This window comes from Leclercia sp. UBA2479 (genome assembly GCF_002341985.1).
GTDB classification, from domain to species: Bacteria; Pseudomonadota; Gammaproteobacteria; order Enterobacterales; family Enterobacteriaceae; genus Enterobacter; species Enterobacter pneumoniae.
Map to the genome: position 1 here is coordinate 93,592 of NZ_DDPB01000008.1, position 14,095 is coordinate 107,686.

13 protein-coding genes and 2 tRNA genes are annotated in these 14,095 nt (G+C 52.5%); 10 read left to right on the forward strand and 5 right to left on the reverse strand.

Translation table 11 applies throughout. From position 1 onward, the window contains the following. Nucleotides 1-12: 12 nt before the first annotated feature. Genes pmrB through dacB form a run of 3 tightly spaced genes read right to left on the reverse strand, consistent with a single transcriptional unit; the run spans nt 13 to nt 3,151 of the window. Nucleotides 13-1,056, reverse strand: a complete 1,044-nt coding sequence (gene pmrB, locus B3B59_RS08725) for a two-component system sensor histidine kinase PmrB (protein WP_046885781.1) — start codon at nt 1,054-1,056, stop codon at nt 13-15. After that, nucleotides 1,053-1,715 (reverse strand): two-component system response regulator PmrA, encoded by a 663-nt coding sequence (gene pmrA, locus B3B59_RS08730; protein WP_046885782.1) that lies wholly within the window; start codon nt 1,713-1,715, stop codon nt 1,053-1,055. The genes pmrB and pmrA overlap by 4 nt, the downstream gene beginning before the upstream one ends. 2 nt (nt 1,716-1,717) lie before the next feature. Then, a complete protein-coding gene (gene dacB / locus B3B59_RS08735) occupies nt 1,718-3,151 on the reverse strand; it encodes a serine-type D-Ala-D-Ala carboxypeptidase (RefSeq protein WP_207292470.1) in 1,434 nt (477 codons plus the stop codon). 239 nt (nt 3,152-3,390) lie between these two features. Here dacB and greA point away from each other — a divergent pair, with 239 nt between their 5' ends. Continuing rightward, nucleotides 3,391-3,867: a transcription elongation factor GreA gene (gene greA / locus B3B59_RS08740; protein WP_046885784.1), complete on the forward strand. Its 477-nt coding sequence runs from the start codon at nt 3,391-3,393 to the stop codon at nt 3,865-3,867. Nucleotides 3,868-4,019: 152 nt separating this feature from the next. Here the strand turns inward: greA and yhbY are convergent, their stop codons facing one another. After that, a complete protein-coding gene (gene yhbY / locus B3B59_RS08745) occupies nt 4,020-4,313 on the reverse strand; it encodes a ribosome assembly RNA-binding protein YhbY (protein ID WP_040078387.1) in 294 nt (97 codons plus the stop codon). Between the two features lie 122 nt (nt 4,314-4,435). Here yhbY and rlmE point away from each other — a divergent pair, with 122 nt between their 5' ends. From rlmE to B3B59_RS08775, 6 genes are all read left to right on the forward strand, one after another. Next, nucleotides 4,436-5,062 carry a 23S rRNA (uridine(2552)-2'-O)-methyltransferase RlmE gene (gene rlmE, locus B3B59_RS08750; RefSeq protein WP_039031646.1) on the forward strand — a complete coding sequence of 209 codons (627 nt, stop codon included), beginning with the start codon at nt 4,436-4,438 and terminating at the stop codon, nt 5,060-5,062. Nucleotides 5,063-5,164: 102 nt separating this feature from the next. Next, nucleotides 5,165-7,099, forward strand: coding sequence for an ATP-dependent zinc metalloprotease FtsH (ftsH, locus tag B3B59_RS08755; RefSeq protein ID WP_046885785.1), 1,935 nt, complete (start codon nt 5,165-5,167; stop codon nt 7,097-7,099). Nucleotides 7,100-7,199: 100 nt separating this feature from the next. Beyond that, nucleotides 7,200-8,048, forward strand: coding sequence for a dihydropteroate synthase (gene folP / locus B3B59_RS08760; protein WP_286808735.1), 849 nt, complete (start codon nt 7,200-7,202; stop codon nt 8,046-8,048). Beyond that, nucleotides 8,041-9,378: a phosphoglucosamine mutase gene (gene glmM / locus B3B59_RS08765; protein WP_046885787.1), complete on the forward strand. Its 1,338-nt coding sequence runs from the start codon at nt 8,041-8,043 to the stop codon at nt 9,376-9,378. Before folP ends, glmM begins: the two co-directional genes overlap by 8 nt. Nucleotides 9,379-9,602: 224 nt before the next feature. Beyond that, nucleotides 9,603-9,935 carry a preprotein translocase subunit SecG gene (gene secG, locus B3B59_RS08770; RefSeq protein WP_032614427.1) on the forward strand — a complete coding sequence of 111 codons (333 nt, stop codon included), beginning with the start codon at nt 9,603-9,605 and terminating at the stop codon, nt 9,933-9,935. Between the two features lie 13 nt (nt 9,936-9,948). Next, nucleotides 9,949-10,035, forward strand: a tRNA-Leu gene (locus B3B59_RS08775). Between the two features lie 154 nt (nt 10,036-10,189). On the opposite strand, the gene argG is transcribed toward B3B59_RS08775, so the two are convergent. Beyond that, nucleotides 10,190-11,536 carry an argininosuccinate synthase gene (argG, locus tag B3B59_RS08780; protein ID WP_212476761.1) on the reverse strand — a complete coding sequence of 449 codons (1,347 nt, stop codon included), beginning with the start codon at nt 11,534-11,536 and terminating at the stop codon, nt 10,190-10,192. Between the two features lie 286 nt (nt 11,537-11,822). On the opposite strand from argG, the gene B3B59_RS08785 reads away from it, so the two are divergent. The 3 genes from B3B59_RS08785 (at nt 11,823) to nusA (ending at nt 14,090) form a co-directional block, all read left to right on the forward strand. Continuing rightward, nucleotides 11,823-11,899: transfer RNA gene (locus tag B3B59_RS08785), tRNA-Met, on the forward strand. 207 nt (nt 11,900-12,106) lie between these two features. After that, nucleotides 12,107-12,559, forward strand: coding sequence for a ribosome maturation factor RimP (gene rimP, locus B3B59_RS08790; RefSeq protein WP_040078388.1), 453 nt, complete (start codon nt 12,107-12,109; stop codon nt 12,557-12,559). 28 nt (nt 12,560-12,587) lie between these two features. After that, on the forward strand, nt 12,588-14,090 hold the full coding sequence (gene nusA, locus B3B59_RS08795) for a transcription termination factor NusA (protein WP_040073894.1): 1,503 nt from the start codon (nt 12,588-12,590) through the stop codon (nt 14,088-14,090). The last annotated feature ends 5 nt before the right edge of the window (nt 14,091-14,095 follow it).

Consider the following 14,095-nt stretch of genomic DNA (forward strand, 5'->3'; position numbering starts at 1 on the left):
GGGGGTTTTTTTTTATCTCAGTTTTGCAGGGAGCCAGCAGCTCACTATTAGCCCGCCTTCAGGACGATTCTCCAGATGCAGGGTGCCGCGATGCAGTTGCAGGATACGTTGAACGATACTCAGCCCCAGACCACTGCCGCCATAACGTTGATCAATACGGCGGAACGGCTCAGTAATAGACTGTCGGTGCGCCTCATCAATACCCGGCCCCTGGTCAAGTACGCTGACTCTCGTCCCGTCGCCCGTCTCTTCTAACTTCACCTCGATTACGGTGCCTTTTGGGCTGTAACGAACGGCGTTCTCCAGCAGATTACGCAGCATCAGGCGCAGCAGGATGGCATCACCCTCGGCCACGAGAGGACTTTGCGGGGGCCAGATAAGCCTGTGCTCTTTAGCATCATGTTCCAGCGCCAAAGGCGCGAATATCGTGTCGCTCCAGCTCAGCGTCTGATAGTGACCACTCGCCATCGCCTGTCCCGCACGGGCCAGCATTAAGAGCTGCTCTACCGTGTGCATCAACTGGTCAATACGTGTAATCAATGGCTCCGCCTGAGGCGTGCCAGACTTCGCCATTAACTCCAGATGCAGACGAATGCCAGCCAGCGGCGTTCGCAACTCGTGTGCGGCGTCAGCGGTGAATAAGCGCTCCTGCTGCAGAGTATGGTCAAGACGGGCCAGCAGCTGGTTTAGCGTGCGGGTTACGGCACTGATCTCCAACATGTCGGAATAGACTGGCAGCGGCGTGAGATTGTCGGCAGAACGGTTTGCCAGGCTGGTACGCAACTGATTGAGTGGACGGGTAATCCAGGTGATTGCCCAGAACGAGAAAAGCAGGGTAAAGCCAATCATCACCAGCGAGGGAACCAGCAAAGAAGCGATCGCTTCATGGATCTCCTTCTCAACGTGCTGGTTTCGCGATTTCGCTGACAAGGTTTCATTGACTAAAAAGCCGATCTGCTCCCGGCTTTCATGCCAGAGCCAGACGACGCTAATCAGTTGAAAAAAGAGTAAAATAATAGCAAGCAACACCATCAGCCGACGGCGCATACTGTTCATTTTTGGCTTTCCAGTCGATAGCCGACGCCGCGGACGGTTTTAATACGATCTTTACCGAGTTTGCGTCGCAAATTATGGATATGAACTTCAAGGGTGTTAGATCCGGGATCATCCTGCCAGGAGTAGATATCCTGCTGCAGGGTTTCTCGGTGCACGGTTTGCCCGCTGCGCATAATGAGGCGAGTGAGCAGGGCAAACTCCTTCGGCGTCACCTCAACCGGTAGCGTCTGCTGCAATACCTGCTGCGTTTGCAAATTGAGGGTGAGATCGCCATCGCTCAGCAAATTATCGCTGTGTCCCTGATAGCGACGAATCAGCGCCCGAACGCGAGCTTGCAGCTCTGCCAGGGCAAAAGGCTTAACCAGGTAGTCATCAGCGCCTGAATCAAGCCCATTGATGCGATCCGCCAGCGCATCGCGTGCGGTGAGGATCAGTACGGGATTAGAGATGCCCCGACGACGCCACTGGCTAAGTAGCGTTGCCCCGTCTTTATCCGGCAGACCAAGGTCAAGGATCACCAGGCTGTACTCACCACTCTGGATCAAGCCATCCGCTTCTGCCGCCGTAGCCGCGCAGTCAAGAGTATAGCCCTCAGCAGTAAGGGCTAGCGCCAGCCCTTCCTGTAACAACATATCATCTTCAACAATAAGCAGTTTCATCGTTAATTATTCTGATAGATGTCTTTATAAAGGCGGCTTTCGAAGCGCACCAGTGGAATACGGCGATTACGTTGATCCGCGGGCTCGACAGCATAACCTGACAGATATTGTACAAACGCCATGCGTTGGCCGCTGGCGGTGGTAATAAACCCGGCAAGGTTATATACCCCCTGCAGCGAACCGGTCTTGGCGGAGACTTTGCCATCGACACCAGCCGCGTGCAGGCCAGCGCGATATTGCAGTGAACCGTCATAACCTGCCAGCGGCAGCATTGAAATGAAGTTTAGCTCAGTGTCGTGCTGGGCAATGTATTGAAGCACCTGCATCATCGTGGCGGGGGAGATGAGGTTATGGCGTGACAGGCCTGAACCATCCACCGCAATGGTATTACCCAGATCGATACCCGCCTGCTGACGCAAAATCTGACGTACCGCATCGGAGCCCGCGCGCCAGGTGCCGGGTACGCCGAAGCGGGCATGGCCAATCATGCGGAATACGGTATCGGCAATCATATTGTCTGACTTTTTCAGCATAATCTTCAGCAGATCATGCAGGGGCGCCGACTGTTTGCTGGCCAGGACGGTTCCCGGTTCGTTAGTCAGCGTCTGGCGCAGTAGTGTTCCGGAATAGCTTATGTTCGCTTGTTTCAGCTCATCTTTCAGAATGGCCCCGGCGTAGCTGGCGCCGTCCTGAATGGCAAACGCCAGCGGCAGCGGATCGGCGCGCTGGGTTAGACACCCTGTAAGCGTAAAGCGATTTAAATCACCGGGCACCACGTCCAGTTCGCAATACTGGGCTTCTGAGGAGCCTTTCGCTAAGGTGCGTACCTGGCTGAACATATTGACTGGGTAATAAGAGGCGACGCGTATAAACGCGAGGTCATTGGCTTTAGGCGCGCTATACAGCGAGACTGAGAAACAGTTGCGATCAACAATCGCGGCGGCAGGAGGGGCGCTGAAGCATTGAGTCATGTCATTCCAGGGCCAACCCGGGGCTTTATCATGACTGGCAAAAATCGAGGTATCTATCAGCACATTGCCTTCGATTCGCTGGACTCCGGCTTTTTTCATCACCGCAACCATATTGCGAATATCCTGACGCTTTAACGTAGGATCGCCGCCAAATCGCGCCGTAAGGTCACCTTTTAGTACACCGCCATCAATGTTACCCTTGCTTTCCAGCGTAGTGGTAAAGCGAAAATCAGGGCCAAGTTGCAGTAGCGCCGCTAGCCCGGTGATGACCTTTTGGGTACTGGCGGGCAACGCCATCTGTTGGCTGTGATACTCTATTTCAGGAGTCTGGGCACCGACCTTCTGCACCATAAGGGCAAGGTTGGCGCCGGCAGGGAGCTGGTTAACGTACTCATCGACATTAGCAGCCTGGGCAGTAAACGCTATACTGGTGGTCAATCCGATGACAAATCTGGAAAATCGCATAATCTCGCGCTAACAAGCTGGAAAGAAGCCGTCATACTAAGGCGCAACGCCCTGCAAAGTAAACGATGACCCATAGTGAACTTCAGGGTAAAATACGTATCAAACTGAAAAATTGCCGCTGACCTGGAACTTCGTTTCCGGGTCAGTTTTCTTTTGCTTCTGCCCCGCTGAACGTCAGGGTGGCAGGGGCCGGAGCAGGTGACGCTGCCCCCAACAGGAATGTTTAAGAGGTATAACAAATGCAAGCTATTCCGATGACCTTACGTGGTGCCGAAAAACTGCGTGAAGAACTGGATTTCCTGAAATCTGTTCGCCGCCCTGAAATCATCGCTGCCATCGCGGATGCCCGCGAGCACGGCGACCTGAAAGAGAATGCTGAGTATCATGCCGCGCGTGAACAGCAGGGCTTCTGTGAAGGTCGCATCAAGGATATCGAAGCAAAACTGTCTAACGCGCAGGTGATTGATATCACAAAAATGCCTAATAACGGCCGCGTGATTTTCGGTTCAACCGTGACGGTGATTAATCTCGACACGGACGAAGAGCAGACTTACCGCATCGTGGGCGATGACGAAGCTGATTTTAAGCAAAATCTGATCTCCGTGAACTCGCCGATTGCGCGTGGACTGGTCGGTAAAGAGCAGGACGACGTAGTTACCATCCGTACCCCGGGTGGTGAAGTGGAGTATGAAATTACAAAGGTTGATTACCTGTAATTCGCATCTCCCGCAAGATGTTGATACATTGTAAAGAAAGGAAAAAGGCCGCATAGCGGCCTTTTATCAACTCAAGGAGCATGGCATTTTGCTCACCTGCTAAAGGAAAACCCCTCGTTTTACACAGAAACTGTGTTCAATTCAGGATAATCTTAGCGTGGCAGCGAGATTTTACGCTCTTTAGATGGGCGGTAGAGCACCAGCGTTTTACCGATGACCTGTACATTACAGGCGCCGGTTTCGCGCACGATGGCTTCCACGATCAAGTTTTTGGTCTCTCTGTCTTCAGAGGCGATTTTCACCTTGATCAGCTCGTGGTGCTCCAGCGCTTGTTCAATCTCGGCCAGTACCCCTTCGGTCAAACCATTGTTGCCAAGCATAACTACAGGCTTGAGCGGATGTGCCAGACCTTTAAGGTGCTGTTTTTGTTTAGTACTCAGATTCATCGTATATTTTTGCTTACGTTGGGATTGAAAACGGTTCATTCTACCGCCATCTCCCATATATCGCCAAATTGCTATGTGGAAATTTACACCACTGGCGACGATGAACCAGGACGGAATGTTAAATGACAGGTAAAAAGCGTTCTGCTAGCTCGAGCCGCTGGCTCCAGGAACACTTTAGCGATAAATATGTTCAACAGGCACAGAAAAAGGGGTTACGTTCCCGTGCCTGGTTTAAACTTGATGAAATACAGCAAAGTGACAAACTTTTTAAACCGGGAATGACGATTGTCGATCTCGGTGCAGCACCAGGCGGATGGTCTCAGTATGCGGTGACGCAAATCGGCGGAACGGGCCGAATCATTGCATGCGATCTTTTACCAATGGATCCTATCGTTGGTGTTGACTTCCTTCAGGGCGACTTTCGTGATGAATTAGTGCTGAAAGCGTTACTTGAGCGTGTAGGTGACAGTAAAGTACAGGTTGTCATGTCTGATATGGCGCCAAATATGTGCGGAACACCGGCGGTGGATATTCCTCGCTCCATGTATCTGGTAGAACTGGCGTTAGAAATGTGTCGTGATGTATTGGCGCCAGGTGGTAGTTTTTTAGTAAAGGTGTTCCAGGGCGAAGGTTTCGAGGAGTATCTAAAGGAAATTCGCTCCCTGTTTACGAAGGTCAAAGTTCGTAAGCCGGACTCTTCTCGTGCGCGTTCACGCGAAGTGTATATTGTAGCGACCGGGCGAAAATGATAGTCGGTGAGTTTCAGACGAAAGTTTGAAATAAATCGGATACAGAGTATCCTGACGCTGTTTTTAACACAGTTGTAATAAGAGGTTAATCCCTTGAGTGACATGGCGAAAAACCTAATACTCTGGCTGGTCATTGCCGTTGTGCTGATGTCAGTATTCCAGAGCTTTGGGCCCAGCGAGTCTAATGGCCGCAAGGTGGATTATTCTACCTTCCTGCAAGAGGTCAACCAGGATCAGGTTCGCGAAGCGCGTATCAACGGACGTGAGATCAACGTTACCAAGAAAGATAGTAACCGTTACACGACTTACATCCCGGTGAACGATCCTAAGCTGCTTGATAACCTTCTGACTAAAAACGTCAAGGTGGTCGGTGAGCCGCCGGAAGAACCAAGCCTGCTGGCTTCTATCTTCATTTCGTGGTTCCCGATGCTGCTGCTTATCGGCGTCTGGATCTTCTTTATGCGCCAGATGCAGGGCGGCGGTGGCAAAGGCGCCATGTCGTTCGGTAAGAGTAAGGCACGCATGCTGACGGAAGACCAGATCAAAACCACTTTTGCCGACGTAGCAGGTTGTGACGAAGCAAAAGAAGAGGTGGGTGAGCTGGTTGAATATCTGCGTGAGCCGAGCCGTTTCCAGAAACTGGGCGGTAAGATCCCGAAAGGCGTTCTGATGGTCGGCCCTCCAGGTACCGGTAAAACCCTGCTGGCGAAAGCCATTGCGGGTGAAGCGAAGGTGCCGTTCTTTACCATTTCTGGTTCCGACTTCGTGGAAATGTTCGTGGGTGTGGGTGCATCTCGTGTCCGCGACATGTTCGAACAGGCCAAGAAAGCGGCACCGTGCATCATCTTCATTGATGAAATCGACGCCGTAGGCCGCCAGCGTGGCGCAGGCCTGGGCGGTGGTCACGATGAACGTGAACAGACCCTTAACCAGATGCTGGTTGAGATGGATGGCTTCGAAGGTAACGAAGGTATTATCGTTATTGCAGCGACTAACCGTCCGGACGTACTTGACCCAGCACTGCTGCGTCCAGGCCGTTTCGACCGTCAGGTTGTGGTCGGTCTGCCGGATGTTCGTGGTCGTGAACAGATTCTGAAAGTACACATGCGTCGCGTTCCGCTGGCGCCAGATATCGATGCGGCAATCATTGCGCGCGGTACGCCGGGCTTCTCCGGTGCTGATCTGGCTAACCTGGTGAACGAAGCGGCTCTGTTTGCGGCTCGCGGTAACAAGCGCGTGGTTTCCATGGTGGAGTTCGAGAAAGCGAAAGACAAAATCATGATGGGTGCGGAACGTCGCTCCATGGTGATGACGGAAGCGCAGAAAGAGTCCACGGCTTATCACGAAGCAGGCCACGCCATTATTGGTCGCCTGGTACCGGAACATGATCCGGTACACAAAGTGACGATTATTCCGCGCGGTCGTGCGCTGGGTGTGACCTTCTTCCTGCCAGAGGGCGACGCGATCAGCGCCAGCCGTCAGAAGCTGGAAAGTCAGATTTCGACCCTCTACGGTGGTCGTCTGGCAGAAGAGATCATCTACGGTGCGGAACATGTTTCTACCGGTGCGTCCAACGATATTAAAGTTGCGACTAACCTGGCGCGTAACATGGTGACCCAATGGGGCTTCTCTGACAAACTCGGTCCTCTGCTGTATGCGGAAGAAGAGGGTGAAGTTTTCCTGGGCCGTTCTGTAGCGAAAGCCAAACATATGTCCGATGAAACAGCACGTATCATCGATCAGGAAGTGAAATCGCTTATCGAGCGTAACTATGCTCGTGCTCGTCAAATCCTGAATGACAATATGGACATCCTGCATGCGATGAAAGATGCGCTCATGAAATATGAAACCATCGATGCGCCGCAGATCGACGACCTGATGGCTCGCCGTGATGTGCGTCCGCCAGCAGGCTGGGAAGACCCAGGCGCTTCCAACAATTCTGACAACAATGGCACTCCGCGTGCACCGCGTCCGGTCGATGAACCGCGTACGCCAAACCCGGGTAACACCATGTCAGAACAGTTGGGCGACAAATAAGTCACTGCTGTTGATGCGTTTGTCTTAACTTCAAAACCCTGGAGCTTGCTCCGGGGTTTTTCTTTTCCGCTAAACCATACAGTTACCAGGGATTTTTGCCATGAAACTTTTCGCCCAGGATTCGCATCTTGAACTCTCACATCCTCATGTGATGGGTATCCTGAACGTTACCCCTGACTCCTTCTCCGACGGCGGGACGCACAACACGCTTATCGAGGCGGTGAGACACGCGAATTTGATGATCAACGCGGGTGCCACCATTATTGATGTCGGCGGGGAGTCCACGCGCCCAGGGGCGGTGGATGTTTCGGCAGACGAAGAATTAGCGCGCGTCGTTCCAGTGGTTGAGGCGATTGCTCAACGTTTTGAAGTGTGGATTTCCGTCGACACCTCTAAGCCTGAAGTGATTCGCGAAGTGGCGAGAGTAGGTGCTCACATTATCAATGACATTCGCTCGCTGACCGAGCCGGGCGCGCTTGAGGCGGCAGCAGAAACCGGGCTACCGGTGTGCCTGATGCACATGCAGGGGCAGCCGAAAACGATGCAGGAAGCGCCTAAGTATGCAGATGTCTTTGCCGATGTTAATCGCTTCTTTATTGAGCATATCGCACGCTGTGAGCGTGCAGGCATCCCAAAAGAGAAATTGCTACTCGACCCGGGATTCGGTTTCGGTAAGAATCTCTCCCATAACTACGAACTTCTTGCGCGCTTATCTGAGTTTCACCATTTTGGCCTACCGCTGCTGGTTGGGATGTCGAGAAAATCAATGATAGGACAGTTGCTGAACGTGGGCCCTTCCGAGCGCCTGAGCGGCAGCCTGGCTTGCGCCGTTATTGCAGCGATGCAGGGAGCTCATATTATTCGCGTCCATGACGTAAAAGAGACTGTTGAAGCCATGCGTGTAGTGGAAGCTACACTGGCAGCGAAGGAAAACAAACGCTATGAGTGAACGTAAATATTTTGGTACCGATGGCATCCGTGGGCGCGTAGGCGATGCACCAATCACCCCTGATTTTGTCCTGAAGCTGGGCTGGGCAGCTGGTAAAGTGCTGGCGCGTCACGGCTCACGCAAAATCATCATTGGCAAAGATACGCGTATCTCCGGTTATATGCTGGAATCGGCATTAGAGGCTGGGCTGGCCGCTGCGGGACTTTCTGCCTCCTTTACAGGACCGATGCCGACCCCTGCAGTGGCTTATCTCACCCGCACCTTCCGCGCGGAAGCGGGTATTGTTATCTCTGCTTCCCATAACCCGTTTTATGACAACGGCATCAAATTCTTCTCCATCGACGGTACTAAACTGCCGGATGAAGTAGAGGAAGCCATTGAAGCGGAGATGGAAAAAGAGATCACCTGCGTGGATTCTGCTGAGCTGGGTAAAGCGAGCCGCATTGTGGATGCTGCGGGCCGCTACATTGAATTCTGCAAAGGTACCTTCCCTAACGAGCTGAGCCTTAGCCATCTCAAAATCGTTGTCGACTGTGCGAACGGCGCGACCTACCACATTGCACCGAATGTGTTCCGCGAACTGGGCGCGAAAGTGATTACTATCGGCTGTGAACCGGATGGCGTGAACATCAACGAAGGCGTTGGGGCAACCGACGTCCGGGCCCTGCAGGCCCGTGTGCTGGCAGAAAAAGCCGATCTGGGGATTGCGCTGGACGGCGACGGCGACCGCGTCATCATGGTCGACCATGAGGGTCACAAGGTCGATGGCGACCAGATCTTGTATATCATTGCGCGTGAAGGGCTGCGCCAGGGACAACTGCGCGGCGGTGCTGTTGGTACGCTGATGAGTAACATGGGTCTGGAACTGGCGCTGAAACAGCTCGGTATTCCGTTTGTCCGCGCAAAAGTGGGCGACCGCTATGTACTGGAAAAACTGCAGGAGAAAGGGTGGCGCATTGGGGCTGAAAACTCCGGTCACGTTATTCTGCTGGATAAAACCACCACGGGCGATGGCATCGTGGCGGGCCTGCAGGTTGTGGCGGCGATGGTCCGTAACCATATGTCCTTGCACGACCTCTGCAGCGGCATGAAAATGTTTCCGCAGATTTTGGTCAACGTACGTTTCTCTGCAGGTAGCGGCGATCCGCTGGAAAATGAGAACGTGAAAGCCGTCATGGCCGAGGTTGAAGCCGCGCTGGGCTCACGTGGCCGTGTGTTGCTGCGTAAATCTGGTACTGAACCGCTGATCCGCGTGATGGTAGAGGGTGAAGACGAAGCTCAGGTGACTGAATTTGCTCACCGTATCGCCGATGCGGTAAAAGCGGCATAATCATTCAGGTTAAGTGTTTAAAAAGGCGGCGATTGCCGCCTTTAAATTGCGCAGATGTGCGGCTTTTGCTGTTTTTTTCCGCACTTGATACAATGCGCTGAAATTGCCCTTGCGAAGGTCATTCGCTTTGGTTAGTATTCACACCCGCTTCAGTGGGAAAGAGAAATTCCTGCTTATTGGTCGAAGCATTGGTATGCGGCAAATCCGCAAGGAACAGGTTGATTATGTACGAAGCTCTTTTGGTTGTTTTCCTTATTGTGGCCATCGCACTCGTTGCGCTGATTATGCTGCAGCAAGGTAAAGGCGCTGACATGGGAGCCTCCTTCGGAGCAGGCGCTTCCGGTACGCTGTTCGGTTCAAGTGGTTCTGGTAACTTCATGACCCGTGCAACGGCGATTCTGGCGACGCTGTTTTTCATCATCAGCCTGGCGCTTGGCAATATCAACAGCAACAAGACCAGTAAGGGAAGTGAGTGGGAAAACCTGAGCGCGCCGGCGAAATCCGAGCAGACTCAGCCAGCTGCACCGGCTAAGCCGACCAGCGATATCCCGCAGTAAGTAAGTATTCCGTACCGAGGTGGTGGAATTGGTAGACACGCTACCTTGAGGTGGTAGTGCCCTAACGGGCTTGTGGGTTCGAGTCCCATCCTCGGTACCAATATTCCGAAAGAAAGACGCTGAAAAGCGTCTTTTTTTTCGTCTGTCCTTTATCACCTGACAGTGACGATAATGGGTTAGATACTATCGACGCGCCCCGTTAAAGGGCAAAAAAAAAGCGCCTGGCAGGCGCTTTTTTTCTTTCGGAGTAACGATTACGGCTTATCGTTATGATCCTGATTCTCAACCTGCGGCAAACCATTTCCACCGGATACCGAGAGCAGACCGTTCTCAGTATAGGTGAACAGCTTGGCACGGGTATCGGTGATATCCAGATTACGCATAGTCAGCTGGCCGATACGATCGTCCGGAGAGAAGACTGAATCGCCTTTCTCCATGGTCAGACGTTCTGCCTGGTAGGTCAGGTTGTCAGAGACCGTGTTAAGGATGGAGTAGTCATTACCGCGACGCAGCTCCAGCGTCACTTCGCCCGTGATGGCGCTTGCCACCCAGCGCTGCAACGCATCACGCAGCATCAGTGCCTGCGGGTCGAACCAGCGGCCCTGATACAGAAGTTTACCTAACTGACGACCATGAGAGTGATACTGCTCGATGGTATCTTCGTTGTGAATACCGGTCAGCAGACGTTCATAGGCAATGTGCAGCAGCGCCATCCCCGGAGCTTCATAGATGCCACGGCTTTTCGCTTCGATAATACGGTTCTCAATCTGGTCGCTCATGCCCAGACCGTGACGTCCGCCGATGCGGTTCGCTTCGAGCATCAGCTCGACATCGTCAGAGAAGGTTTTGCCGTTCAGGGCAACCGGATGGCCGCGCTCGAAACGCACCGTCACTTCTTCGGCCTGGATTTTGACGTTTTCGTCCCAGAACTTAACGCCCATGATCGGGTTAACGATCTTCACGCTGGAGTTCAGGTACTCCAGGTCTTTCGCTTCGTGCGTCGCACCCAGCATGTTTGAGTCTGTTGAGTAAGCTTTCTCGACGGACATCTTATAATCGAAGCCGCAGGCAATCATAAATTCAGACATTTCATGACGACCACCCAGCTCATCGATGAAATCGGTATCCAGCCAGGGTTTGTAGATCTGCAGTTCAGCGTTGGTCAGCAGGCCATAGCGATAGAAACGCTCAATGTCGTTGCCTTTATAGGTGCTGCCGTCGCCCCAGATATTGACGCCGTCTTCTTTCATCGCAGCAACCAGCATAGTACCGGTCACGGCGCGACCCAGAGGCGTGGTATTGAAATAAGTCAAACCGCCGGTGGTGTTATGAAACGCGCCACACTGAATGGCTGCGATACCTTCAGCAACCAGTTGCTTACGGCAGTCAATCAGACGGGCGTTCTCTGCACCATACTCCATGGCGCGACGCGGGATGGCTTCATAATCGTCCTCATCCGGCTGACCCAGGTTCGCAGTATATGCATAAGGAACCGCTCCCTTTTGGCGCATCCACAGCAGTGCAGCGCTGGTATCCAGGCCGCCCGAAAAAGCGATGCCAATACGTTGTCCTTGCGGAAGATGCTTGAGAATCGTCGTCATAAAATAAAACCCTGCTTGATTGACTGATGAGTTATCCTTTTCACCTGAATTGCATTTTTATGCAAAATAAGTGAGTTTTCATTTAATCATCTTTTGACGATGACCGGAAGACATTCGTGTACTTTTTGTAAAAATATCTTAGCCTTTCCACTGTCGGTTACAGGGTTGACAGCCAACCCATACTATCAATATACTAAACGCCGATTTTACGTCCCGTCCTCGGTACCAAATCCCAGCATTATTTGCATTTTTTACCCAAAACGAGTAGAATTTGCCACGTTTCAGGCGCGGGGTGGAGCAGCCTGGTAGCTCGTCGGGCTCATAACCCGAAGGTCGTCGGTTCAAATCCGGCCCCCGCAACCACTTTCCCATTAAGTTCTTTTTCAAATATACTGTGAAGACTCAGAGCCTTCGTAGCTGGATTTGAAAGAATTCTTTCGGAGAGTGCTCCAGGCCGCAGTTGCGGCTATAGGGTTCAGTTATCTAAAGCCCCGATTTATCGGGGTTTTTTGTTATCTGACTACAGAATAACTGGGCTTTATGCCCTTTTTTTATGTCTTGGGGGTGGGCTTGTCCACATTAGAGCAAAAATTAACAGAGATGATTACAGCACCGGTCGAAGCACTGGGCTACGAACTGGTCGGCATCGAATTCGTTCGCGGCCGTACATCGACGCTGCGCATCTATATTGATAGTGAAGATGGCATCAATGTTGACGATTGTGCTGATGTCAGCCACCAGGTGAGTGCGGTTCTTGACGTTGAAGACCCGATTACTGTTGCATACAACCTGGAAGTTTCCTCACCTGGCCTCGATCGTCCAATGTTCACGGCCGAGCACTATGTGCGTTTTACCGGTGAAGAAGTGGCTCTCGTTCTGCGTATGGCTGTACAGAACCGCCGTAAATGGCAGGGCGTTATCAAAGCCGTTGATGGTGAAATGATCACGGTGACAGTCGAAGGCAAAGATGAAGTGTTCGCGCTGAGTAATATCCAGAAGGCGAACCTGGTTCCCCACTTTTAACAGTCTGGATTGAGGTGAAAAGCCCGCGATGAACAAAGAAATTTTGGCTGTTGTTGAAGCCGTTTCCAATGAGAAAGCGCTGCCGCGTGAGAAGATTTTCGAAGCGCTGGAAAGTGCACTGGCTACAGCAACCAAGAAAAAATACGAGCAAGAGATCGATGTTCGCGTTGAAATCGATCGCAGAAGCGGTGACTTCGACACGTTCCGCCGTTGGGTGATCGTGGAAGAAGTGACTCAGCCGACTAAAGAGATCACGCTGGAAGCAGCACGTTTCGAAGATGAAAGCCTGAATGTTGGCGAGTATGTTGAAGATCAGATTGAATCTGTGACCTTCGACCGTATCACTACCCAGACGGCGAAGCAGGTTATCGTGCAGAAAGTACGTGAAGCCGAGCGCGCTATGGTGGTTGATCAGTTCCGCGATCAGGAAGGTGAAATCGTTACTGGCGTGGTGAAGAAAGTTAACCGCGACAACATTTCCCTGGAAATCAAATCTGAAGGCATGGCGGGTAACGCTGAAGCCGTCATCCTGCGTGAAGACATGCTCCCGCGTGAAAACTTCCGTCCGGGTGACCGTATCCGTGGCGTACTTTACGCTGTGCGTCCAGAAGCACGCGGTGCCCAGCTGTTCGTAACGCGTTCTAAACCAGAAATGCTGGTTGAACTGTTCCGCATTGAAGTGCCGGAAATCGGCGAAGAAGTTATCGAAATCAAAGCGGCCGCTCGCGATCCTGGTTCCCGTGCGAAAATCGCGGTAAAAACCAACGACAAGCGTATCGATCCGGTTGGCGCATGCGTAGGTATGCGTGGTGCTCGCGTGCAGGCGGTCTCGACCGAACTGGGCGGCGAACGTATCGATATCGTTCTGTGGGACGACAACCCGGCGCAATTCGTGATCAACGCGATGGCGCCGGCTGACGTAGCTTCCATTGTTGTGGACGAAGATAAGCACACCATGGATATCGCTGTTGAAGCGGGTAACCTGGCGCAGGCGATTGGCCGTAACGGTCAAAACGTGCGTCTGGCGTCTCAGCTGAGCGGCTGGGAACTCAACGTAATGACCGTTGATGACCTGCAGGCTAAGCATCAGGCTGAAGCCCACGCGGCGATCGATACCTTCACTAAGTACCTGGACATTGACGAAGATTTCGCCACTGTACTGGTTGAAGAAGGCTTCTCTACGCTGGAAGAACTGGCCTATGTGCCAATGAAAGAGCTGCTGGAAATTGACGGTCTGGATGAGCCAACCGTTGAAGCCCTGCGTGAACGCGCTAAAAACGCACTGACCACCCTGGCACTGGCTCAGGAAGAAAGCCTTGGTGATAAGAAGCCGGCTGATGACCTGCTGAATCTGGAAGGTCTTGATCGTGCGATTGCGTTCAAGCTGGCTGCCCGTGGTGTTTGTACGCTGGAAGATCTCGCTGAACAAGGCGTTGATGACCTGGCCGATATCGAAGGTTTAACCGACGAGAAAGCCGGCGAACTCATCATGGCCGCACGTAATATTTGCTGGTTTGGCGACGAAGCGTAATAAAC

Bases quoted from the DNA above. Each gene is read 5' to 3' on its own strand.
- pmrB (WP_046885781.1), bottom strand. From the start codon at position 1,056: ATGAACAGTATGCGCCGTCGGCTGATGGTGTTGCTTGCTATTATTTTA.
- pmrA (WP_046885782.1), bottom strand. From the start codon at position 1,715: ATGAAACTGCTTATTGTTGAAGATGATATGTTGTTACAGGAAGGGCTG.
- dacB (WP_207292470.1), bottom strand. From the start codon at position 3,151: ATGCGATTTTCCAGATTTGTCATCGGATTGACCACCAGTATAGCGTTT.
- greA (WP_046885784.1), top strand. From the start codon at position 3,391: ATGCAAGCTATTCCGATGACCTTACGTGGTGCCGAAAAACTGCGTGAA.
- yhbY (WP_040078387.1), bottom strand. From the start codon at position 4,313: ATGAATCTGAGTACTAAACAAAAACAGCACCTTAAAGGTCTGGCACAT.
- rlmE (WP_039031646.1), top strand. From the start codon at position 4,436: ATGACAGGTAAAAAGCGTTCTGCTAGCTCGAGCCGCTGGCTCCAGGAA.
- ftsH (WP_046885785.1), top strand. From the start codon at position 5,165: ATGGCGAAAAACCTAATACTCTGGCTGGTCATTGCCGTTGTGCTGATG.
- folP (WP_286808735.1), top strand. From the start codon at position 7,200: ATGAAACTTTTCGCCCAGGATTCGCATCTTGAACTCTCACATCCTCAT.
- glmM (WP_046885787.1), top strand. From the start codon at position 8,041: ATGAGTGAACGTAAATATTTTGGTACCGATGGCATCCGTGGGCGCGTA.
- secG (WP_032614427.1), top strand. From the start codon at position 9,603: ATGTACGAAGCTCTTTTGGTTGTTTTCCTTATTGTGGCCATCGCACTC.
- argG (WP_212476761.1), bottom strand. From the start codon at position 11,536: ATGACGACGATTCTCAAGCATCTTCCGCAAGGACAACGTATTGGCATC.
- nusA (WP_040073894.1), top strand. From the start codon at position 12,588: ATGAACAAAGAAATTTTGGCTGTTGTTGAAGCCGTTTCCAATGAGAAA.